Source organism: Shewanella sp. BJSY2023SW001, assembly GCF_047314685.1.
GTDB lineage: Bacteria > Pseudomonadota > Gammaproteobacteria > Enterobacterales > Shewanellaceae > Shewanella > Shewanella indica.
This window is the reverse complement of the sequence record NZ_JBKORF010000066.1, coordinates 113806-135045: the sequence shown is the minus strand read 5'-3', so window position 1 is coordinate 135045 and position 21240 is coordinate 113806. Positions and strand designations below refer to the sequence as shown.

Genomic DNA, 21240 nt, shown 5'->3' with positions numbered 1-21240 from the left:
ATAATCAAGAATTTTTCGCTGAACATTTCATTCGTAAAAGGGCGATATTCAAGTTTGGAAATATTCGGGATGTTGCGGGTCAACATCGTAAACCTCAAACCTCAAACCTCAAACCTCAAACCATAGCTGCTGTTCGTTACCTATCCTTTGGTGCTGTTGTAGGTGATGGCAGCGATAATGGCGCCGCAGGGATCCTTGATCCAGCAAAATCGGCCTACTTGGGGAATATCTTCCGGACCATAAAGAATATCGCCTCCTAACTCTTTGGCCTTGATGGCGACGGCGTCGACATCTTTCACGGTAATATAGCCGGTCCAGTTGCTTGGCATGGCCGGCGCCGGGCTGTCAGTGATGCCACCTATGCTGATGCCGTCATTTTCTATAATGTGGTAGGGGCCTTGTGGTAACTGCATTTTTTTGAAACTCCATCCAAAAATCTCACCGTAAAACCGCATCGCCTGTTCGGAGTCACTGGCGGTCAGCTCGTGCCAGCTTAAGGCTCCATGGGTGGTAAAAGGGGAGTTCATCGATAGGTTCTCCTGAAGCAGAGAGGCTGAAATCGCGCTTTTTTAGCGATTAAACCTAGTTTATCAAACCTGTGGTGAGTTCAGTTTTGAGTGTAGCCGAATCAACCGTATTTTGTGGTTTTCTTCGATATGACGCCGTAAATGTATTAGGCATCAATGCCTTTAAAGTGAGTAACAGTGGTTGTGATACAAGTCCTGAAAGCAGATTTGAATATGATGCTCCTCAGCCTGGGGCTATTTTGAGACTGGTTTGCACCTTTCTTAACCATTTAATAGCGGATAGCTTTCTTGCCTTTGTGAGCATCAATAGGGCCTTGCTCATCAAATAACAGGATTCTTTCTGGTGTCGGTTGGGATATCTATCGTTTTTGCTGCGCATCTACGCTGGGGGATTCCTGCGCCATTATTCAAAGGCTGATTTAGGCTGTTCCGGGCAAAGGATTGCAACGTTCAGCGCGATAAATAGGGCCGTTTAGTCGGACAAAGTCAGTTATCAATAGGTATTAAGTGGACACTTAGGTATTCTATTATTAACTTTTAAGTTGACTTGATGGCGTTATGGATATCAGTACTGCTTTGCAACGGCTACATCGTTTTGACCTTCAAGGTATCTATGTTTACACCAAAGGGAATCTCAGGCGAGTGTTTTTCGATGATACCCAGGAAGCATTCAAACAAAGCCTGTCGAGGTTGATAAAGCAGGGGATCCTGGAAAGGCCCTGCCGTGGTGTATACCTGTTTGCGCTGAGTCGACGAGATAGTTATGCGGTGGAGCATATCGCCTGTGCACTGCGGCGCGGTGAGTATAACTATGTTTCGCTGGAATCGGCTTTGTCTGAATACGGGGTGATTTCGCAGATCCCCATCAGCTATCTTACTGTGATGACTACGGGGCGAAAGGGTATCTTCAAGACTCCTTATGGCACTATCGAATTTACCCATACCAAGCGCGATGACATGGATATTTTGTACAATACCATCAAAGTTCAGCAAAGGCCGCTGCGTATGGCTACACAAGCAACTGCCCTGAGAGATCTGAAACGAGTTGGCCGAAACTTACATATGTTGATAGATGAGGATTGAACTTCATTTGCTTAGCTGGATATGACACTGTTTTGGGTGGTGTTTCATCGCCTTTTGCAAGCAAATTCTTCGGCAACAAAAAACAAGATTGTTGCACACTGATGACAATTGGTACCGATATACGAATGAGTTTCTTTTATAATCATAAAGTTAACTTGCGCTTTTCTATTGTTGGCAGATCGGCTAAATTATCCCAAAGGCTTCGAAGAAACAGAGCTACACGATAAGGCCGACAATAATAAGGTGGGTTGAAGTTGATATCCGTATATTTGGTGGATGACCATGAGTTGGTCAGAACCGGGATCCGCCGGATCCTTGAAGATGAAAAAGGCATTAAAGTTGTAGGAGAAGCCGGTGATGGTGAAGCTGCTGTGCAGTGGAGCAGGCAGAATGAAGCCGATGTGATTTTGATGGATATGAATATGCCCGGAATAGGGGGGCTTGAAGCTACCCGGAAAATTCTGCGTTATCAGCCTCATGCCAGAATCATAGTATTGACTATCCACTCAGAGGATCCTTTCCCGACCAAGGTGATGCAAGCCGGTGCTTCCGGTTATTTGACCAAGGGAGCCAAGCCGCCTGAGGTGATTCAAGCCATTCGGCAAGTTGCTCACGGTCAGCGATATTTGTCACCGGAAATTGCTCAGCAGATGGCCTTGAGCCAGTTTGATCAGACTGATGAGAACCCCTTCAAGTCGCTGTCAGAGCGGGAACTGCAGATCATGATGATGATCACCAATGGTGAGAAGGTCAATGATATCTCCGAGCAGTTGAACCTCAGTCCCAAGACGGTTAACAGCTACCGCTATCGCTTGTTCGCCAAACTGGGGATCAGCGGCGATGTGGAGCTGACCCGATTGGCGATTCGGTATAAAATGCTCGACACCGGGCAGTTCTGATTTACATAGGGAGCCACGGCTCCCTCTTTCTTTGTTGTTTTCTGTCCCTGAAATCTTTATCTCTTCAGCCGTTATTTATAGAGTGGGTTCATGCCGCAGGAATTCAATCCCAAGCTTTTTCTTAAAAATCTGACCTCAGCACCGGGCGTCTATCGTATGTACGACAGCGGCGGTAGCGTGATTTATGTGGGCAAGGCCAAAGATCTCAAGAAACGGCTCGCATCTTATTTTCGCAAGAATCTCCCTAATGTGAAAACTCAGGCGCTGGTGTCCCATATCGCCAATATCGATGTGACACTGACTCACAGTGAAACCGAAGCACTGATACTGGAAAATGATTACATCAAGCAGTACTTGCCGAAATACAATGTGCTGCTAAGAGATGACAAGTCTTATCCCTTTATCTTATTGAGCCAGCACCGGCATCCCAGGCTCGCCTATCACAGGGGGCCACAGCGGGAGAAAGGGCTGTATTTCGGGCCTTATCCCAATGGTGGTGCGGTGCGTGAAAGTCTGCATTTGATGCAGAAGCTGTTTCCTATTCGTCAGTGTGACGATCTCTATTACAAGTCGCGCTCGCGTCCCTGTTTGCAGTACCAGCTCAAGCGTTGCAGTGCCCCTTGTGTCGGCAAGGTCTCTGATGAGGAATATCAGGAGCAGGTCAAGTTGGCGACCCTGTTTCTCAAGGGCAAGGATCAGCAGGTGCTCAGCGCCTTGGTCAAGAAAATGGAACTGGCGGCCGAGTCCATGGCTTACGAGCAGGCGGCACGCTATCGGGATCAGATCATGGCGCTCAGACGAGTGGCCGAGCAGCAGGAAGTATCATCCAGCCATGGTGACCTTGATGTGATTGGGGTGCACTACGCCTCAGGAGTTGCTTGTTTCCACCTGTTGTTCATTCGCGAGGGCAAGATTTTTGGCAGTCGCAGTTATTACCCTAGCGTGCCGGCGCAAACTGAAATGGCCGAGGTACTCAGAGCCTTTATGCTGCAGTTTTATCTCAACGTCGATATTCAACGTACTATCCCGCGGGAAATTCTCCTGAGTGACAGCTACGAGGAGTTGGAAGAGTTGGAACAGGTGCTGATGGAAGCGCTGAACAAGAAAGTGGCCATCCGCACTCGGGTCAGGGGCGACAGAGCCGGTTATTTGCGTCTGGCCAAGACCAATGCGACCAATGCGGTCAATACCAAGCTGGCTCACCGCAATACGGTGGAGCAAAGATTTCTTCTTCTTGAAGAGGCGCTTGAACAAAGCACCCCGATTAAACGTATGGAGTGCTTTGATATCAGTCATACCATGGGGGAGAGCACTGTGGCCTCCTGCGTGGTGTTCAATCGCGAAGGGCCGGACAAGAGCGAGTATCGGCGCTACAACATCAAGGACATAACTCCCGGAGATGATTATGCGGCGATGAAGCAAGCCTTGACTCGCCGGTTTGATAAGGTCAGTGCCCAAGGTAAGATCCCGGATATCGTGTTTATCGATGGCGGCCTTGGACAACTCAGAATGGCTCAGGAAGTGGTCAACGAGAAGTTTGTCGGAATAGAGGCCGTACCCACGCTTATCGGGGTCGCCAAAGGTGAAAGCCGCAAACCCGGGTTGGAAACCCTTATCTTCGGTGATACCGAAGAGAGCTTTTCACTGCCGGATGATTCGCCGGCGCTGCATCTTATTCAACATATTCGCGATGAATCCCACAGGTTTGCGATTACCGGTCATAGGAATAAACGTCAAAAGACCCGCAACACCTCAAGCTTGGAGTCTATTCCTGGGATTGGCCCGAAAAGACGCAAGGCTTTGCTGCAATATCTGGGCGGATTACAACAAGTGAAGGGGGCAAGTGTGGCAGAACTGGCAAAAGTGCCCGGGATCAGTCCAGAAATGGCTCAAACGATACACGATGCATTGCGGGGGTAGTAAAAATCAGGCAAGATTGGCGCTGCTTTTGATTATTTGGTTTTATCATGCCGTTTAATATACCCATCGCCCTTACCTGGTTTAGGTTGTTCTTACTGCCTGTTTTTGTTCTGGTATTTTACTTTCCGTACACTTGGGCACCGTTTGTTGCTGCATTTGTTTTCTGGCTTGCAGCTATTACTGACGCCTTGGATGGGTATGCGGCCCGTAAACTGGAGCAGTCCACTCGTTTCGGCGCCTTCCTTGACCCAGTAGCCGATAAGCTAATGGTGACCACGGCTTTGGTGCTATTGGTCGAAGACTACAACACTATCTGGCTGACCCTGCCGGCTATGTTTATGATAGGACGTGAGTTGGTGATATCGGCACTGCGTGAGTGGATGGCAGAGATAGGTAAACGCGGTGCTGTGGCGGTATCCTGGATCGGCAAGTACAAGACTGCTGCTCAGATGGTGGCAATTATCGGCCTTATCTGGAAGCAGGGTGATTGGATGATATATGCCGCTTACGCCTTGCTGTATGTGGCGGCTTTCTTAACCTTCTGGTCGATGATCAGCTATATCAAGGCCGCCTGGAAGGATCTGATAGCCGGTTAAAAGGCGCTAATTTGTACCTGGTTGCACAATAATGTTTCGATAAGATTATTTAGTGTCCAAGCAAACAGTTAAGCACTAATTCTTCGTTGACAGTCGGGGTTAAAAGCGTAAAATGCCAATCCGTAGTCAGGGCGGGCTCTGAATACAAAGCAAGAAAAGTGATGCGACATTAGCTCAGTTGGTAGAGCGGTACCTTGCCAAGGTACAGGTCATCGGTTCGAACCCGATATGTCGCTCCAATCTTACATGGCACTCAGATGCTGTGATCCCAAGAAGGCGCGATGGCAGAATGGCTATGCTGCGGATTGCAAATCCGTCGATCTCGGTTCGACTCCGGGTCGCGCCTCCAAATTTAGTCCTCCTTATTGAATTCCCTTAAAGTCACTCCAAGCAAACTTAGTACTTGTTTTCAGGCCAAGCTTACGTCCGTAATGGCGGCTGACTTATATCAGATCCAATCCCGGCCCAAACTTCAGATACAAGCATCAGTATCGTTACCTTTGGCTGAAAACAGGCATCGCCTTTTGTGAAGGGGCAGAGATCCTGCCCCGAGAACGGATTAATCTTGCTGTAGTGCCTGCTTCAGTGATGGGGAAGCTTTAAAGCTTGGCTGGTTGCTGCCGGCAATCTCCAAGGGTTCGCCTGTTTGTGGGTTACGACCGTTGCGGGGAAGGTGGTATCTGAGTTCGAAAGTGCCGAATTGCGGCAGATAAACCTTTTCACCTTCACTGAGAGCCTGGGTAAGGCTGGCGAGAATATGTTGCAGTTGTACTTTGGCCTGAGCCTTTGAGATCTGTTGTCTTTCGGCCATCTCCCGAATGAGCATTTGTCTGTTCATTATATTGCCTGTTACTACTTTGGCAGGATTTTATATCAGAATAAGCTTTATGATCACAGGCTTGTGCTGATAACTGGTTAATTATCAATCGCTAATAATAAGTTGCCTGTTAATGCCCCATGTTAATCAACGGCTATTCAGCCCGTTGTTTGCAAAATATCATCGAATCACAGCGCATATTTGCCATAATTGAGTTTATGTCCCGGGAGGCCGATATGACAAAGTGCGTGTTAATGCCTTTACTGATCATTGTGCTCCTCTGCAGTGCGGTCTTTACAGTGAAAGCCGATGATGCCGCGCTCAGGACCCTGAATAATCAGTTGCAGTTGCTGGCTCTGCTGCCAGAAGGGCAAGAGTTTGCCGAAGATTTACGTTCCATGAGCCGTGGTGATCTCAATCTACAGCTGGAGTTGCGTGAGGGCATAGAACAGGATATTGCGTATTTCTGGAAGCGCCGCGGCGTTCCTTTGGCCTTCAACACGCTAGCTTCTGATGCGGATTCGCTCAGCCGAGCGCTGGCGCTGGAACCTCAGGGGGATGATTATCTGGCAACCAGCAGCCGGATACGCTATTTGATCTGGCTCGCAGAGCGGCATCAATGGCCTAGGTTGGATCCCGGAGGTTGGTTACGCCCAGGTGATAGCCATCTGCTGATCCCGACGATTGCCAGGCGTTTATATTGGCTTGGCGATCTTGAGGAGACTCCGGGAGAAAACAAGGTTTATTCACCGCAGTTGGCTTCGGCGGTAGAAGTGTTTCAGTCCCGCCACGGGCTTAAAACCGATGCCATCATAGGACCAGATACACTGCGTTGGCTCAATACTGAACCATTGCAACGTGCCCGCATGCTGGCCAGCAACTTCGTCGCTCGCACCGTTTATAAACAGCAGTTGGGGAAGCGTTACCTGTTGGTGAATATCCCGGCGTTTGAGTTGACTCTGGTGGATGACAACCAGGTGCAACTACGATCCAAAGTCATAGTCGGTAAACCTTATCGTCAAACCCCACTGCTCAGCAGTGAGATATCCAACATTGTTTTGAATCCAACCTGGACTGTGCCAAGGGGCATATTGAGGCGCGACTTACTGCCGCAGATCCGTAAAGACGGTGAATATCTGCAGCAGCGGCATTTCAATGTCTATGATTATCAGGGCAATAAAGTTGAAGAGAGTGCCGAAGCCTGGCAAAAAGAGGCGAGAGGCCGTTTCCCTTATCGGTTGGTGCAGCAACCGGGTGCCGATAATGCCCTGGGGCGTTACAAATTTCATTTCAGCAATGGCTTTAGTGTTTATCTGCATGACACACCGGACAAGCATCTGTTTGCCAGGGCCAATCGCGCCCTATCTTCAGGTTGTATTCGGGTCGACAAGGTGGAAGAGTTGGCGTCCTGGATGGCTAATAATCTGGTGCGGGATAAGAGAAGCTGGCAACGGATGCAGAGTGATTATCACACCACTCAATGGTTTGCATTTGAACAGCGACTGCCTGTTCATCTGGTTTATTGGACAGCCTGGATAGATGAGCGGGAAAGAGCGCAATTTCGCAGCGACATCTATCAGTTGAGCCCGGGGGTTAAGGTGGCTACTGAGGCACAGACGAGATTGGATACTGAATGGGCTAACAAGCCCGAGCTGCGGTCGGGGAGTGAAGCGCATTTGTTAGGCCCTTGAGGTATACCGGCATTATCATCAACTGATTTTTTTGCCGCATTGACCGAACGTTAAGCCTGTCGCATTAACTTAATATGGCACAAGGAATTATCCCATTTTTCGCCTGCTCCCCGAGAAAAGTTTACCTGCGCTGGGGCCAAATCGGCGCTTGACCTTGGCGTTAATCCCGTATAATTTGCCGCCTTGTGGTTGTTTTTTGTGCAAGGTGAATAAGTGTCAGTAGTATGTCCTGCCCGTAGGCAGTTGTTGATGGGTCTTGGTGGCGCGGCAATGGTTTCTATGCTTCCTTCAAAAGCGATGGCGAGTCGGTCTACCAAAGGTAGTCGATACCTGAGTTTTTATAATCGCCATACAGGGGAGCGTGGTGATGGGACTTATTGGAAAGACGGTCATTATCAGAGTAGCACTCTGTCTCAGTTCAGCCATCTGCTTAGGGATCATAGGCAGAACCTGGCGGCTCCCATGGATAAACGTCTGTTCGATCTTCTGTTCAATTTGCAGCAGACGTTGTCGATTTCTGAAGAGATCCACGTGATTTCAGGTTATCGTTCGCCTAAAACCAACGCCATGTTGGCCGGTAAGAGTAGCGGTGTAGCCAAGAAGAGTTACCATATGCGGGGTATGGCGATGGATATCGCGATACCCGGTGTTAAACTTCAGACTTTGCGTGAGGCTGCCCTGTCATTAAAACTAGGGGGAGTCGGTTATTATCCGAAGTCGGGATTTGTCCACATTGACTGCGGGCCGGTGCGCAGTTGGTAGGTTTTTCTACCATAGAAAGATCGGTTTCTGCCCTGCGGATAAAGCTCTGTTCGCGGGGTTTTCTGTCTTCCAGCAGTGCCATCAACTCGCTGAATTGGAATCTGAGACGTAACAGTTCGCGAGTTTGTTGCCAGTCGGCGACCAAGGTGTTGAGTCTGTCATAAAAAAGGGCATCTGAGCTCAATTGCTCGATAAGATCCGGACAACTGCAGGCACGCATCAGGTGTAACAGATGGCCGCTTTTCTGCTGATTACAGGCGAGAAACTCCAATAAAATCAGGTCGAGCTTCTCTTGTTGAAAGGGAGCATGTTCGATCAGGTAATGGAGTTCCGCGGCTAGTTTATAGCACAGGCTATCATCCCGTATCAGTTGCTGCAGATTGGCGTTCATCGGCCTGCTTCATGTAATAAAACCAGATTACTGAAAGCAGGGTAGCAGCAGCTGGATGGAAAAATTGTGATCTCGATCAGGGTAAAACTTCTGCTAAGCAATGGCTTTTCGTAATGATTACAGATGTTACAGATGAGCAACAGCAGGATAGTGGGGAAGTAGGTTTTGCTTTTACCTTTAAAGGCCAAATCAACTTGTTTGTTTTGTTGTCTTTGTGCTAGTATTCGCCCGCTTTATATGAAGGCAGCTATTGGTCGAAAATAGTTGCCAGTTATTGACTATTTAAAGAGTATTATTATGTCTTACACTATTCCAGCACAAACCCGCACTGAGATTGGGAAAGGTTCGAGCCGCCGCCTGCGTCGTGACGGGAAAGTTCCAGGTGTTATCTATGGCGCCGGCAAAGAAGCCGTTGCTATCGTGTTTGAACACAAAGATATCATCAACATCCAAACCAACGAAGACTTCTATACCAGCGATCTGACTATAGTTCTGGACGGTAAAGAAGTTAAAGTACGTGCCCAGGCTATGCAGCGTCACGTATTCAAGCCAATGATTGAGCACGTAGACTTCGTTTACGCTTAATCGATAATTGGATGTTGAAAAAGCGCCCTGAGGGCGCTTTTTTTATGTCTGTATTCTAACTTTTAAGTCAGAATCGCATGTTTATGTCCGGTAAGTCGCCGCGGCCTGCAAGGTTGGTATCTGCTGCCGAGAGGTGTTTACCGCTTAAAGATCAAAGCTGTAGTAGATATCCAGAGACTGGCCCAGAGTGCCGGATACACTTTCCAGATAGAGCTGCGACAACAGATAGTAACGGACTGTCATCTCATAGCCTGGGTTGAATACACCGACACCGTATTTGATCATTAGATCTTTGCCTATATAGCCACTGATGGCGACTTTACCATCATCATTGGTATCCAACTGCACATTGGAGAAACCAAACATCTCCACCAGCCCAGCAGCTGTGTCACCCAAGGTAGAAATGGCGCCACCATCAACCTGGGAGCTCAGCGACAGCGCGGCGCCCATCATCAGTGAGTTGTTCTGTTCGTTTCCTGCACCAAAACCTTTCCCCTGAACGATATAGGAAATGATCTCCGCCTGCTCCTTGGCCGGGTTGGAGAATAGGGTCACTATTGGCTTTTTGGGGGTACCCGTAATCCGTACCCCGGCGGTAATATCTTCATCGCGGATCTCCCGAATGGCTTCGATATTGAGGTTGGGGATCTGCATAGGCCCTACAAACTGTACCGCACCTGTGGCAATTTTCAGCGTCTGACCCATGAATTTATAGCTGCCGTTAACCACCTTGATATCACCAAAGAGTTGCGGCGGCTTTTGGGGCGCTTGTTGCATGCGCAAGGTACCCACCAACATCCCTTTGAGACCCATACCATCGATAGCCAGCTTATCACCGACATCTATGTTCAAATTGGCACTCAGGGCCATGGGCGATGCTTTGACTTCCTGCTCCGAAATGGAGTCACTGAACACCACATCGGATGATACGCTCACTCCGCCGGCTGGCAGTTGCACCACCTTGATGTTGCCGGAAGGTACCTTTATCTCGCCCGAGATATCGAGCGCGTCCGGGCTGAAATGGAGTTGAATATCCGGACTGATATTGACAATGGCCAGCGGCGGTTGAATAACGCCGAGTTCTTGTCCCTTGAGCTGGATATCGCCACTGAATTGACCCTGTGGCCAGCGCAACTGACCACTGAGATTGGCTTGGCCGCTGCCCATCATCCATTGGCCCTGGAGCTCGGCGGTTTGGCCGACAAAAGCCAGGTCCAGGGAGATTTGCTCCAGTTTAGTCGGGTTGGCTGTGCTAGCCAGGGCACCTTCACGCAGACTGAGCTGGCCGCTGAGTTCGGGGTTGTTGAGGCTGCCAGCCAATGTTAAGTTGGCTGCGAGTAAACCCTCAATGGTTTCGAGCTGCGGCATAAACTGACCAAGCAGTTGCAGGTTGACCTGGTCAATATTGACGTAACCACTGAGGCTTCTATCCGGAGTTACCTTGATATCCAACTGGCTTTCCCAGCGGGCTAGAGCATCGGAATTGAACAGAATATGGCTTCTCAGTGCATCATCGTCCAAGGTGGCCTTGAGTGTCAGTGCCTGATAGTCGATGCTGGCGCTGGCTTGCTGTTTGCGTTTAAGGCTTACCGTTCCGGGGGCCAACTGGAAGTTGAGCTGGCCCTGTGGACGCGCGCCGGGTTTCCAGGCGACGGCGGCATCCATCGAGGCATCGCCCTGCCAAGTGAAGCGCTCGGGTAACAGCTTGGCCAGCAGTTGCCCAGGTTGCCCTTGATAGTGCAACTTGGCTTCACCCTTGTCGGCCAGGCTGACATTATCGGTCAGGCAGAGTCGGCTGGATGGATGGCTTAAACAAAAGGCGCTGAGCTCGCCTCGGCTTTGCTTGAGATCCCAGTCCAGTGACGCAGTTTGTTCAAGTTGCCAGAGTCCCAGAACGGATCCCAAGTTGAATTTGCTAAGTTCTATGTTGGCCTTTTGTTTGGTGAGATCCAGTTTACTGTGGATGGCAGTATCCAGTTGCAAATCGCCCCGGGTTTCCAGTCCCAGTTTCTGCCGCTGTTCATTGCCCTTGGCCCTGAGAGTGATGCCATCAAGATGAATTCCTGCGCCGTCAAACTCACCTGTTTTCAGCGACAAGGCAAACTCATGCAGATCCAGTGGTGCATAGAGCGCCTTGAGTTGGCTGCCACTGAGGTTGAGATCGCCAAATCTGATGCTCTGGGTCTGGGCCCTTAGCTGTACCTGTGGGTGTTTGGCATCTCCCACCACTTGGATATCGGCAGTTAACGCACCAAACGCATCGGGATGCCAGAGATTGAAATCGGGCACGTCCAATGTGGCACTGAGATCCCATTGCTCTTTGGCGCTGCCGGAAAGGTCCAGGCGGGTATTGAGTGCCCGCAGCGATAATCCCTGGCTGCTGAGCTCAAGCGAATCATCTATCTCCAGATCGCCAGTCAGTTCAAACGGCAGGCGGTCCAATAAGCCATGAAGTTGAGCCTGTTTGAGACTCACTCGCCATTTGCCGTCCTGCCAACTGCCACGAGTGGCAAGCTGGCCGCTAATATCGCTGGATGGGATCACCGGCGTATCTTCAGCCTGACTTTCATCAGATTTGCTTTCGTCAGCTTGGCTTTGTGCACTGACTGCTTCGCTGTCGCTGGTGTTATTATTTTGGGTGATTTGGCTATTTGCTTCTTTTTCTTTGGCAGTTTCCTTCGCTGTCGGCAGAGTTATCGCGCCGCTGTTGAAATGTGAAAGTTCGAGCTTTGCATCCCAGGCTATGGCTTGGGCATAATCCAGCGTCCCCAGAAGCATTACTTTACCGGCACTGCTGTCACCGCTGAACTCTTCAATCTTGAGTCTTTGGCCTCGATGTACCAGGCGGGTATTGAGGTTTAGTTCGGGGTAGAAGGGGGTACTTAGTTGTGTAACCAGGCTGGCGCTTTGTTGCTTGAGGTCGCCGCGACTTTCCAGCTCTAGTCCGTTGACACTGTACTGAGCAAGGTCAAAGGGCCAGTGCAGTTCTCCTTCTGAGATATTCAGTGAATAGGGCAGTTCCGGTTTGGTGAGGTTGACACTGGCATTGAGCGCCAGGCTCTGCTTGCCACTGAGTTTGGCCTTAAGCTGCAAGTCGCTGAAATCACCTTTGAGGGTGAGATCCAGCTGTTGCTGCTCGAGTCCCGGTAGTTCAGGTAAACGCTGTAACTCCAGTTGCGCCGTCAGTGCCATGGGCCAGTGCTTATCCAGAGTCAGTTCACCTTCCAGCGACAGACTGGCATCAGTGTGTTTGGCATAAAGCTCGTTGACTCGCAGCTCGGCGTCTATGTAGCTGGCGCTGAGACGCAGCTCCTGGAAGTTGTCATCTCTACCCATAATTTGCAGACGCGAGTTCAGCAATTCGGCATGTTTTAAATAGATGGGGAAAGGCATGGCAACCTTTGGCATGTTCGCCAGCACCCATTGTTCAGTCTCGGTTTTTTGCGCCGCTTTTTGTTGCTTAGCCGCGGCGGCTGATTTGTCTTTGTCTGCCGCTTGCGCTTCTGGCGAATTTGACTCCGGGAGCAGCACGCTGAGCCCGCGGCTCTCAAGCTGGATGACTTGTAATCCACTTTCCTGCCAATTGGCTGCGGTATTCAATGCCGCAGCATCAAAGTGCATCTCATCGACCCGCACTTGAATATCCGTGAGGCTTGCTTGTTTCAGGCTGATGCCAAAGGGCAGTATCAGCTCTTCCGAGCTTGGCGTTTCTTCCTCTGCCTCTGAATCTGAGGCTAAGGCCTGGGTGTCTATGTTGACCCGGGTTGTTGTTAACTCCAGGGTGTCGACACATAACTGTTTTTGCAAAAGGCAGGCCGGTTGCCAGGCAAGGGTCAAGGCATCCGCACCGACACTGATACCATCCATCTGCCAGTGTACCTGTTTGAGTTGCAGCTCCCGGTTCAGGGTGCCGGAAGCATATTCCAGCTCCAGATCCGGCACCAGAGCACTGGCAATAAATATCGCCAGATGGCTACCGGGCGCCGTGCCCAGCAAGAGTGCCAATAGCACCAGCAAGCCGAGCGGAATGTACAAGAGGGTACGGGTAGACCACTTCAGCCACTTGAGCCAACGGGGAGACGGTTTCTTTGCCATTTGTTTGTTGCTTGAGTTGGGTTCCTGTTGCATCGGGGGTTGGCTCATAATTCTGTCCCCATGGTAAGGTGAATACGCCAGGGTCTGTCTTCGGCATCGGATTCGTGCAAGCCAAAGCCCACATCCAGTTTGATGGGACCTATGGGGGATATCCAGTGAATACCACCACCTACAGAAACCACAGGATCAAATTGATTGACATCAAAGGCGTTACCTGCGTCGACAAAGGTGCCCACGCGCCAGCTTGGGGTCAGGTAATATTGATACTCCAGGCTGCCGACTGCCAGGTAGCGGCCACCGACAACTTCCCGAGACAGGCCGCCTTTGTCATTGGTGTAATCCAGGTGGGGGCCGAGCTCTTGGTAGCTGTAACCACGAATACTCTGATCGCCACCGGCAAAATAACGCAATGAGGGAGGAATGATTGCCAGATCGCCTTCGGCTGCCAGGTTGACCCCGAGATCGAGCCGGGAGACAAATCTGTGCTTGTCAAAGAAAGTCTCAATCCATTTGAACTTGGCCTGCATCCGGGTCAGGCGAACATCTGAACCCAGCGAAGGATCGGCATATTCAATGCTATAAAGTTGCCTGAAACCCGACTTGGGGTCCAGGCTATTGTCGCCGCGGCTGGTCTTCGATAGCGTGGTGCCAAACAACAGGAATTGTGGGTCATAATCAACGCCCGACTGGGTATAGCTTTCCTGGATTGCCTCCAGCGAGTAATTGAGAAGCCAACCGTTATTGAGCCGCTTGCTGCGGCCAACTCCGAAAAGCTTCTTGGTCGATTCCAACTGACCTGTGTTGCTAAAGTCCCTATCCTCTGGCACATAGTCTTGGGTCACACCGTATTTGTCCCTCAGCAGGCCGACACGGATCTTGAGCTGGTCATCCAAAGGGTGAGTCAGGGGGATGGTATAAGTCGAGAGGAATTTGGGTCTGTCTCTCGACCATTCTATACTGGTTTCCTGAGAGTGGCCGTAACTGTTGAGCTGCGGAGTACGCCAGGTCACTCTGACTCTGGGATCCAGATTACTGTCTGTACTGGAGCCGATATCAGCACCCAGACCCAGTTCTATAGAATGATCCGGTCTTGGGCTCAGTTCGACCCGCACAGGTATGCTGTCTTCAGTCAACTTGTCAATTTGAGGTAACACTTTGATATTGGAAAAATAGCCGGTATCCAACAATTCTTGATTAAGCTGTGTGACTTTGCGGGTACTGTAGGGGGCGCCGGGTTGGAATGGCACCAAATCTTCGAGCAATTGCGGCTGCAGGCTGTGGCCCTCAAAGCTCACCTCGCCAAACTGGTAACGCTTGCCCGAGTCAAAATACAGGTTGAGTTGTGCCAGATTGAGATCGCGATTCACCCGGATCTCCGATTTCTGATAATGGCCGTCAAAATAGCCGCGAGCCAGCGCCAGCGATATTAGCTGCGATTTTATCTGTTCATAATCGCCGTGGTTGAGGGGATCGCCTGGTTTGATCTTGATCTGGCTGAGCCAGCGATTGATCCAGGGGTCGTTGAGCACTTCACCTTCGAGGCGGATATCGACCCATTGCAAACGGGTGACTTCTCCTGGGGTAATTGTAAGCTTGAGCTCCCACGGCCCTTGTTCGTTTTCCTTGATTTCCTGTTCCAGCCTGCCATGGTAATAGCCCATGGATTCCAGCGCGGCCTCGACACTGTCGCTGACATTAAACAGATAGGCACGGCGTTGCACCTTGGATTCAGGAAAGTTACCCAAGTGTGCGCGGATATTTTTCTCAAGCTCGCCCGATACCCCTTCGATGCGGAGATTAAGCAGAGGATCATCGGCGCCATTTGCCCGGGGGCTGGCCAGTATGATCGACGCAAAACTCAGGATATATGCGGGAAAGCGACTGTTTTTGGTCAAGGAAATCAGAACTTTTGTTTAGCGTTACATTATTGCTATTGTCGCCTCAGATCTCGGCTCAGGCAAGTAACAGATTGCCATCCCGACCTAAAATGGTTACAAAGACAGCAGTCGTTAATATGGAAGCAATACAATGAAAACAAAAATAAAAAATCTAAGTCTGAGCCTGGGACTCCTGCTGGGAGGTATGATGTCGGTTCAGGCTGCAGAGGTGCCGTTTGCAATTGCCATTCACGGCGGCGCCGGCACCATATCCAAGGCGGCTTTGACTGAAGAGCAGCAAAAAGCCTACCGTGACAAACTTACCGAAGCCGTCAATGCCGGTTATAAGGTGTTGGATAAGGGCGGCGCCAGCATGGAAGCGGTGCAGGCCGCCATCAGAGTGCTGGAAGACAGCCCTTTATTCAATGCCGGTATTGGCGCCGTGTATACCTTTGATGGCAGTCATGAACTGGATGCCTCCATCATGGATGGCAAGAGTATGAATGCCGGTGCCGTTGCCGGGGTTAAACATATACTTCATCCAATCGATCTCGCCAGAGCCGTGATGGACAAGTCAGAACATGTGATGCTCTCGGGAGCGGGCGCCGAGGAGTTCGCCTTGACGATGGGAGTGGAGCTGGTGCCCGGCAACCGTTTTGACAGCAAGGCGCGCTATCAACAGCTTCTCGATGCCAAGGCCAAAATCAACGCCGCCGAAGCCAATAAAGACTTTCAGGCGCGCCTGAGTCCTCTGGATCTCGATTATAAGTTCGGCACCGTCGGCGCAGTGGCATTGGACAAGCAGGGCAATCTGGCGGCAGGGACCTCGACTGGTGGCATGACAGCCAAACGTTATGGCCGTATCGGTGATTCACCTGTGATAGGTGCCGGCACTTATGCCGAGAATGGGGTCTGCGCCGTTTCGGCGACCGGTCACGGTGAGTACTTTATCCGTTTCCATGTGGCCGGTGATATCTGTGCCAGGGCCAAGTACCAGCAAAAATCGATTCTGCAGGCCGCCGATGAAGTGATCAATCAGCGGCTGATCTCTGCCGGCGGCAGTGGCGGGGTGATAGCCATAGACCAAAGAGGCAATGTGGCAACGCCGTTCAATACCGAAGGCATGTACCGTGCCTGGCGCAAGAGCAATCAAGCGGCGGAAGTGATGATCTGGCGAGATAATTAAGGAAGGTGCGAGCAAGTCCCATCTGTGCACCGCATCGGCTTACAGGCCTGGAAGCAAGGCGTGGTTCGCAGTAAATGGCCCAAGTCCTGTGCAAGAAGCATAAAATTTTGGATTGAGGCAATCGCTGTTGGCTTTAACCCCAAGGGCAAAATATTGGCTACACTGAACAATGAAGCCGTTTTGAACTTGGGGAAAGCTATGGATTCAATAAAAATACGTGATCATATGGACCGTCAGCCAGTGCTGTTGAAGGCGGATATGTCGATAGCCACTGCGGTGGAAAAACTGCTTGAGGCCAATAAGGGCGGGGCGCCCGTGGTGGATGCAGCAGGAAGCCTGGTGGGTTTTTTGTCACAGCAAGACTGCATGGCCGCCATGCTCAAGAGCAGTTATCACTGCGATCTGACCGCCGTGGTGCGCGACTGCATGCGCGCCGATGTCCTTTGGGTCAGGCCGGATGACAGCATGTTGCAGTTGGCCGAGCAGATGCTGGGGCAGAAACCGAAAATATACCCTGTGCTGGAAGATGGTAAGGTGGTGGGCACCATCAACCGTACCAATGTGCTCAAGGCCATGAACAGCTATATGCAGCAGTGTTATTTGACCCCGGCCTGACAACTGCGCTTGATTTGACTGAAATTTGGGCGTTATCAGTCAGTAAGCATACCCAAGACGGCGTATCCTTGTTAGGATCGCCGTTTTTGATCCCCAATGGACACAGGTTTTGAACGCTAAGCTGCACCCTCTCTCCCGCGAATATCTGGATCTCTGCTTTCAGGCCGATGCGGCGCGCATTCGCCGCAGCCTGTTCCGCTTGAAAAAAAGCCCCGACTCAGAAGCCAAACAGCAAAAACTCGCCGAGCTCAGTGAAGCTGCGGTGCAGGCTTATGAAAGGGCGCAGCAAAGGCTGGCAGACAGGCCTGTCATCGCGTATCCGGATGAGCTGCCGGTGTCACAAAAGCGCGATGAAATCGCCTCGGCCATCATCAATCATCAGGTGGTGATAGTGGCCGGTGAGACCGGCTCGGGCAAGACCACTCAGCTGCCCAAAATCTGTCTCGACTTGGGGTTTGGCAGCCGTGGTCTGATTGGTCACACTCAGCCAAGGCGCCTGGCGGCCCGCAGCGTGGCCAGCCGGGTTGCCGATGAACTCAAGACAGAGCTGGGTCAGGCGGTGGGTTTTAAGGTTCGTTTTGCCGATGCGGTTTCCCAGGACTCCTATATCAAGCTGATGACAGACGGTATCCTGCTGGCAGAACTGGCATCGGATAAATGGCTCAGTCAGTATGATTGCCTCATCATAGACGAGGCCCATGAGCGCAGTCTCAACATCGACTTTATTCTGGGTTATCTGAAGCAAATTTTGCAAAAGCGCCCGGATCTCAAGTTGATCATCACCTCGGCCACCATAGATGTGGAGCGCTTTTCCAAGCATTTTGACAATGCGCCCGTGGTGGAAGTGTCCGGCCGCACCTATCCGGTGGAAACCCGCTACCGCCCCCTGTTGCAGGATGACGATGCCGACTTGGATCTGATGGACGGCATCTTTGCCGCCGTCGATGAACTCTGTCGCGAAGGCCCGGGGGACATTCTGATTTTCATGAACGGCGAGCGCGAAATCCGCGATACCGCCGAGCAGCTGAAAAAACGCAACCTGCGCGATACCGAGATCTTGCCGCTTTATGCCCGTTTGTCATACGGCGAGCAGTCCAAGGTATTCAAGCCGCATCCAGGGCGGCGTATTGTACTGGCCACCAACGTGGCCGAAACCTCGCTGACTGTGCCCGGGATCCGCTATGTTATCGACCCAGGTACTGCCAGGATAAGTCGCTACAGCTATCGCACCAAGGTGCAGCGTTTGCCGATTGAGCCCATCTCCCAGGCCAGTGCCAATCAACGCCAGGGACGTTGCGGCAGGGTTGGGCCTGGGATCTGTATCCGCCTCTATGACGAGCAGGACTTTATCAATCGGCCTGAGTTTACCGATCCTGAAATTCTGCGCACCAACCTGGCATCCGTGATCCTGCAGATGCTGGCCATAGGCCTGGGTGACATTGAGGGTTTCCCCTTCATTCAGCCACCGGATCCGCGCCATATCCGCGACGGCTTCCTGCTGCTCGAAGAGTTGCAGGCGGTGAGCAAACACAAAGGGGCGCTGAAACTGACCCCGCTCGGGCGCGATCTGGCGAAGATCCCGGTCGATCCCCGCCTGGCCCGCATGGTGCTTGAAGCCAATAAGCTGGGTTGTCTGCATGAAGTGATGGTGATTGTCGCCGGGTTATCGATTCAGGATCCCCGTGAGCGGCCACATGAGAAGAAACAGGCCGCTGATGAGGCCCACCGCCGTTTTGCCGATAAAGATTCCGACTTTGTTGCCTGGCTCAATCTGTGGCAGTACCTCAAAGAGCAACAGAAGAGCCTGTCATCCAGTCAGTTCCGCAAGCAGGTGAAGGCCGAGTATCTGGCCTATTTGCGTATTCGCGAATGGCAGGATCTCTATGCCCAGCTGCGTCAGAGTGTGCACGACCTCAAGTGGCGCCTCAACAGTCAGGCCGCCGAATATGAGCCACTGCACCAGGCGCTGCTCTCGGGGCTGCTGAGCCATATCGGCTTCAAGGATAAAGACAACGAGTATCTGGGGGCCCGCAACCGACGTTTCTTTGTGTTTCCCGGCTCACCGCTGGCCAAGAAGGGCCCCAAGTGGATTATGGCGGCCGAGCTTACCGAAACATCACGCCTGTTCGCCCGTACCTGCGCCCGCATAGATCCTGTATGGCTCGAGTCTCTGGCGGCGCATCTGGTCAAGAAGCAGCACAACGAGCCCCATTTCGAAGCCAAACAGGGCAGTGTGATCGCCCTGGAAAATCAGGTGCTCTATGGCCTCACCATAGTCAACCGCCGCCGGGTACAGTTTGGCCCGCTGGAGCCGGTTAAGGCTCGGGAAATCTTTATTCGCTCGGCTCTGGCCGAGGGCGAGCTGCGCTGCAATGAAGCCTTCTTCAAGGCCAACCAGGCGTTGCTTGAAGAGGTGGAAGATCTCGAACACAAATCGCGGCGGCGCGACATTCTGGTGGATACCGATGCCTTGTTCGCCTTCTACGATGAACGCATTCCACAAGGGATATACAACCAGCCCAAATTCAACACCTGGTGGAAACAGGCCAGAAGAGAGACCCCTGAGCTGCTCAATTTCAGCCGCGAACTCTTGATGCAAAGGGATGACACCCATGTATCGGCATTGGACTTCCCCGACAGCTGGCAGCAGGGCAACCTCAGCCTCAAGCTGAGTTACCATTTTGAACCGGCGGCCGAGGATGATGGCGTCTCTGTGCTTATTCCGGTGGCGCTGCTCAATCAGTTGGATGAAATCGATTTTGACTGGCAGGTGCCGGGGCTCAGGGAAGAGAAGTGTGTTGCCCTGATCAAGTCCTTGCCCAAACCGCTGCGGCGCAATTTTGTGCCGGCGCCGGACTATGCCCGCGCCTGTGTGCAGGCGATGGAACCTTTTGCCCAGCCTTTGTTGCCCTCCCTGTGCAAACAGCTGCTGAGAATGAGTGGCACCCGTGTCAATCCGGAGGATTTCGATCTCAACGCCATTGCCGACCATCTGAAGATGAACTTCAAGGTGGAAGACGATAAGGGCAAACTCCTGGCTCAGAGCCGGGATCTCGACAGCCTCAAGGCATCATTGCAGGGACAGGTGAACCAAGCGATACGCAAGGTTGCAGACAAGGGCATAGAGCAAAACGCCCTGACCGAATGGAGCTTTGGCGACCTGCCGAAAGAATATCAAAGCCGCAAAGGCAGCTATGAGGTGAAGGCGTTCCCCGCCTTGGTGGATGCCGGTGATACAGTTTCCATCAAATTATTTGATGATGAACAACAGGCGCTTTCCCACCACAGACAAGGGCTGAGAAAGCTGCTGCTTATCAATATTCCATCGCCGGTGAAACATCTACAGCAGGCCTTGCCCAACAAGGCCAAACTGGCGATGTATTTCAATCCGTTCGGCCAGGTGCAAATACTGATAGATGACATTATTGCCGCGGCAATTCAGCAGCTTTTGGATGAGCAGCAGTTGGATATCCGAAGCGCCGATGACTTTGCCAAAGCCAAGGAGATTGTCAGGGCCGAACTCAATGAAACCGCAGCGGTTATCGCTCTCAAGGTAGAGCAGATTTTGACCTTGCACCAGAAGATCCGTAAGCGTCTCAAGGGCAAAATCAGCCTGGATATCGCTTTTGCCATGAGTGATATTCAAAGCCAATTAGATGCCCTGGTGTTCAAGGGATTTGTTGAAGTTTCCGGTTGGCGCCGTCTTGGGGATCTGATCCGCTATCTCAAGGCGATTGAGCTGCGCCTGGACAAGCTGCCGGTGGATCCCAACCGTGACCGTTTGCACCTGCACAGCATTCACAACGCCGAAAAAGAGTTCAAGGCCGCGCTTGCCAAGGTGCCACGCAGCCAGGCGGTACCGGAGGCGCTGGCCGAGGTGCGCTGGATGCTGGAAGAGTACAGGGTCAGCTGTTTTGCCCAGAGTCTGGGCACTGCTTATCCGATATCGGAAAAGCGCATCCTTAACCAGTTGCAGCAGTTTTAACTTAAAATCCAACTGACAGCCGCGTTTGGCTCCTAAAGTGGACGTGATAAAAACCAGGCAGGCCCAGAGCACAGCCAGAACACACAGTGCCTGCTGGTGCCCTCCTGGTACGCGGTCATATTTCCCACGGTGGCTATTGTCGAACGCCGCTTATTCCCCAATCAAAATTACATGTTTTGATTAAGGCTTGGCTCTTATTCCGGCTGTTGTT

14 protein-coding genes, 2 tRNA genes and 1 pseudogene are annotated in these 21240 nt (G+C 51.6%); 12 read left to right on the top strand and 5 right to left on the bottom strand.

Translation table 11 applies throughout. The features are described 5' to 3' along the window. Positions 1 to 140 precede the first annotated feature (140 nt). The gene (locus tag ACMHXH_RS15435; protein WP_039033283.1) at positions 141 to 527 is read right to left on the bottom strand and encodes a VOC family protein; all 387 of its coding nucleotides are present in this window, start codon (positions 525 to 527) and stop codon (positions 141 to 143) included. A gap of 558 nt (positions 528 to 1085) precedes the next feature. On the opposite strand from ACMHXH_RS15435, the gene abiEi reads away from it, so the two are divergent. The 6 genes from abiEi (at position 1086) to ACMHXH_RS15405 (ending at position 5374) form a co-directional block, all read left to right on the top strand. Next, entirely contained in the window at positions 1086 to 1610 is a 525-nt protein-coding gene (gene abiEi / locus ACMHXH_RS15430; protein WP_039033282.1) for a type IV toxin-antitoxin system AbiEi family antitoxin, read from the top strand. 254 nt (positions 1611 to 1864) lie between these two features. Beyond that, positions 1865 to 2509, top strand: coding sequence for a UvrY/SirA/GacA family response regulator transcription factor (gene uvrY / locus ACMHXH_RS15425; RefSeq protein WP_025009635.1), 645 nt, complete (start codon positions 1865 to 1867; stop codon positions 2507 to 2509). A 90-nt stretch (positions 2510 to 2599) separates the two neighbouring features. After that, positions 2600 to 4429, top strand: coding sequence for an excinuclease ABC subunit UvrC (uvrC, locus tag ACMHXH_RS15420; RefSeq protein WP_039033281.1), 1830 nt, complete (start codon positions 2600 to 2602; stop codon positions 4427 to 4429). 47 nt (positions 4430 to 4476) lie between these two features. Continuing rightward, positions 4477 to 5025: a CDP-diacylglycerol--glycerol-3-phosphate 3-phosphatidyltransferase gene (pgsA, locus tag ACMHXH_RS15415; RefSeq protein ID WP_039033280.1), complete on the top strand. Its 549-nt coding sequence runs from the start codon at positions 4477 to 4479 to the stop codon at positions 5023 to 5025. A 163-nt stretch (positions 5026 to 5188) separates the two neighbouring features. Then, positions 5189 to 5264: transfer RNA gene (locus tag ACMHXH_RS15410), tRNA-Gly, on the top strand. Between the two features lie 36 nt (positions 5265 to 5300). Beyond that, positions 5301 to 5374 (top strand) — tRNA-Cys (locus ACMHXH_RS15405). Positions 5375 to 5584: 210 nt separating this feature from the next. Here ACMHXH_RS15405 and ACMHXH_RS15400 read toward each other — a convergent pair. After that, positions 5585 to 5875, bottom strand: a pseudogene (locus tag ACMHXH_RS15400) (HU family DNA-binding protein); the annotation flags it as partial. A gap of 203 nt (positions 5876 to 6078) precedes the next feature. On the opposite strand from ACMHXH_RS15400, the gene ACMHXH_RS15395 reads away from it, so the two are divergent. Then, positions 6079 to 7533 carry a L,D-transpeptidase family protein gene (locus ACMHXH_RS15395; protein WP_082014235.1) on the top strand — a complete coding sequence of 485 codons (1455 nt, stop codon included), beginning with the start codon at positions 6079 to 6081 and terminating at the stop codon, positions 7531 to 7533. 213 nt (positions 7534 to 7746) lie between these two features. Continuing rightward, positions 7747 to 8295 (top strand): DUF882 domain-containing protein, encoded by a 549-nt coding sequence (locus ACMHXH_RS15390; RefSeq protein ID WP_082014233.1) that lies wholly within the window; start codon positions 7747 to 7749, stop codon positions 8293 to 8295. Here the strand turns inward: ACMHXH_RS15390 and ACMHXH_RS15385 are convergent. Further along, complete coding sequence (locus ACMHXH_RS15385; RefSeq protein ID WP_039033278.1) at positions 8183 to 8686, bottom strand: hypothetical protein; 504 nt, start codon at positions 8684 to 8686, stop codon at positions 8183 to 8185. The genes ACMHXH_RS15390 and ACMHXH_RS15385 overlap by 113 nt on opposite strands. A 297-nt stretch (positions 8687 to 8983) precedes the next feature. Here ACMHXH_RS15385 and rplY point away from each other — a divergent pair, with 297 nt between their 5' ends. Further along, a complete protein-coding gene (rplY, locus tag ACMHXH_RS15380; RefSeq protein ID WP_039033277.1) occupies positions 8984 to 9271 on the top strand; it encodes a 50S ribosomal protein L25 in 288 nt (95 codons plus the stop codon). Between the two features lie 144 nt (positions 9272 to 9415). On the opposite strand, the gene ACMHXH_RS15375 is transcribed toward rplY, so the two are convergent. Then, complete coding sequence (locus tag ACMHXH_RS15375) at positions 9416 to 13366, bottom strand: translocation/assembly module TamB domain-containing protein (RefSeq protein ID WP_162206546.1); 3951 nt, start codon at positions 13364 to 13366, stop codon at positions 9416 to 9418. A gap of 44 nt (positions 13367 to 13410) precedes the next feature. Next, positions 13411 to 15267 carry an autotransporter assembly complex family protein gene (locus tag ACMHXH_RS15370; protein WP_405130445.1) on the bottom strand — a complete coding sequence of 619 codons (1857 nt, stop codon included), beginning with the start codon at positions 15265 to 15267 and terminating at the stop codon, positions 13411 to 13413. A gap of 127 nt (positions 15268 to 15394) precedes the next feature. Here ACMHXH_RS15370 and ACMHXH_RS15365 point away from each other — a divergent pair, with 127 nt between their 5' ends. From ACMHXH_RS15365 to hrpA, 3 genes are all read left to right on the top strand, one after another. After that, positions 15395 to 16429, top strand: a complete 1035-nt coding sequence (locus tag ACMHXH_RS15365; protein WP_413738245.1) for an isoaspartyl peptidase/L-asparaginase family protein — start codon at positions 15395 to 15397, stop codon at positions 16427 to 16429. A 198-nt stretch (positions 16430 to 16627) separates the two neighbouring features. Continuing rightward, positions 16628 to 17044: a CBS domain-containing protein gene (locus tag ACMHXH_RS15360; protein WP_039033326.1), complete on the top strand. Its 417-nt coding sequence runs from the start codon at positions 16628 to 16630 to the stop codon at positions 17042 to 17044. A gap of 109 nt (positions 17045 to 17153) precedes the next feature. Then, complete coding sequence (gene hrpA / locus ACMHXH_RS15355; RefSeq protein WP_335912181.1) at positions 17154 to 21029, top strand: ATP-dependent RNA helicase HrpA; 3876 nt, start codon at positions 17154 to 17156, stop codon at positions 21027 to 21029. Positions 21030 to 21240 lie beyond the last annotated feature (211 nt).

Excerpts from the sequence above, each read along its gene's own strand:
- ACMHXH_RS15435 (WP_039033283.1), bottom strand. The coding sequence starts at position 527 with ATGAACTCCCCTTTTACCACCCATGGAGCCTTAAGCTGGCACGAGCTG.
- abiEi (WP_039033282.1), top strand. The coding sequence starts at position 1,086 with ATGGATATCAGTACTGCTTTGCAACGGCTACATCGTTTTGACCTTCAA.
- uvrC (WP_039033281.1), top strand. The coding sequence starts at position 2,600 with ATGCCGCAGGAATTCAATCCCAAGCTTTTTCTTAAAAATCTGACCTCA.
- pgsA (WP_039033280.1), top strand. The coding sequence starts at position 4,477 with ATGCCGTTTAATATACCCATCGCCCTTACCTGGTTTAGGTTGTTCTTA.
- ACMHXH_RS15395 (WP_082014235.1), top strand. The coding sequence starts at position 6,079 with ATGACAAAGTGCGTGTTAATGCCTTTACTGATCATTGTGCTCCTCTGC.
- ACMHXH_RS15385 (WP_039033278.1), bottom strand. The coding sequence starts at position 8,686 with ATGAACGCCAATCTGCAGCAACTGATACGGGATGATAGCCTGTGCTAT.
- rplY (WP_039033277.1), top strand. The coding sequence starts at position 8,984 with ATGTCTTACACTATTCCAGCACAAACCCGCACTGAGATTGGGAAAGGT.
- ACMHXH_RS15375 (WP_162206546.1), bottom strand. The coding sequence starts at position 13,366 with ATGGCAAAGAAACCGTCTCCCCGTTGGCTCAAGTGGCTGAAGTGGTCT.
- ACMHXH_RS15365 (WP_413738245.1), top strand. The coding sequence starts at position 15,395 with ATGAAAACAAAAATAAAAAATCTAAGTCTGAGCCTGGGACTCCTGCTG.
- ACMHXH_RS15360 (WP_039033326.1), top strand. The coding sequence starts at position 16,628 with ATGGATTCAATAAAAATACGTGATCATATGGACCGTCAGCCAGTGCTG.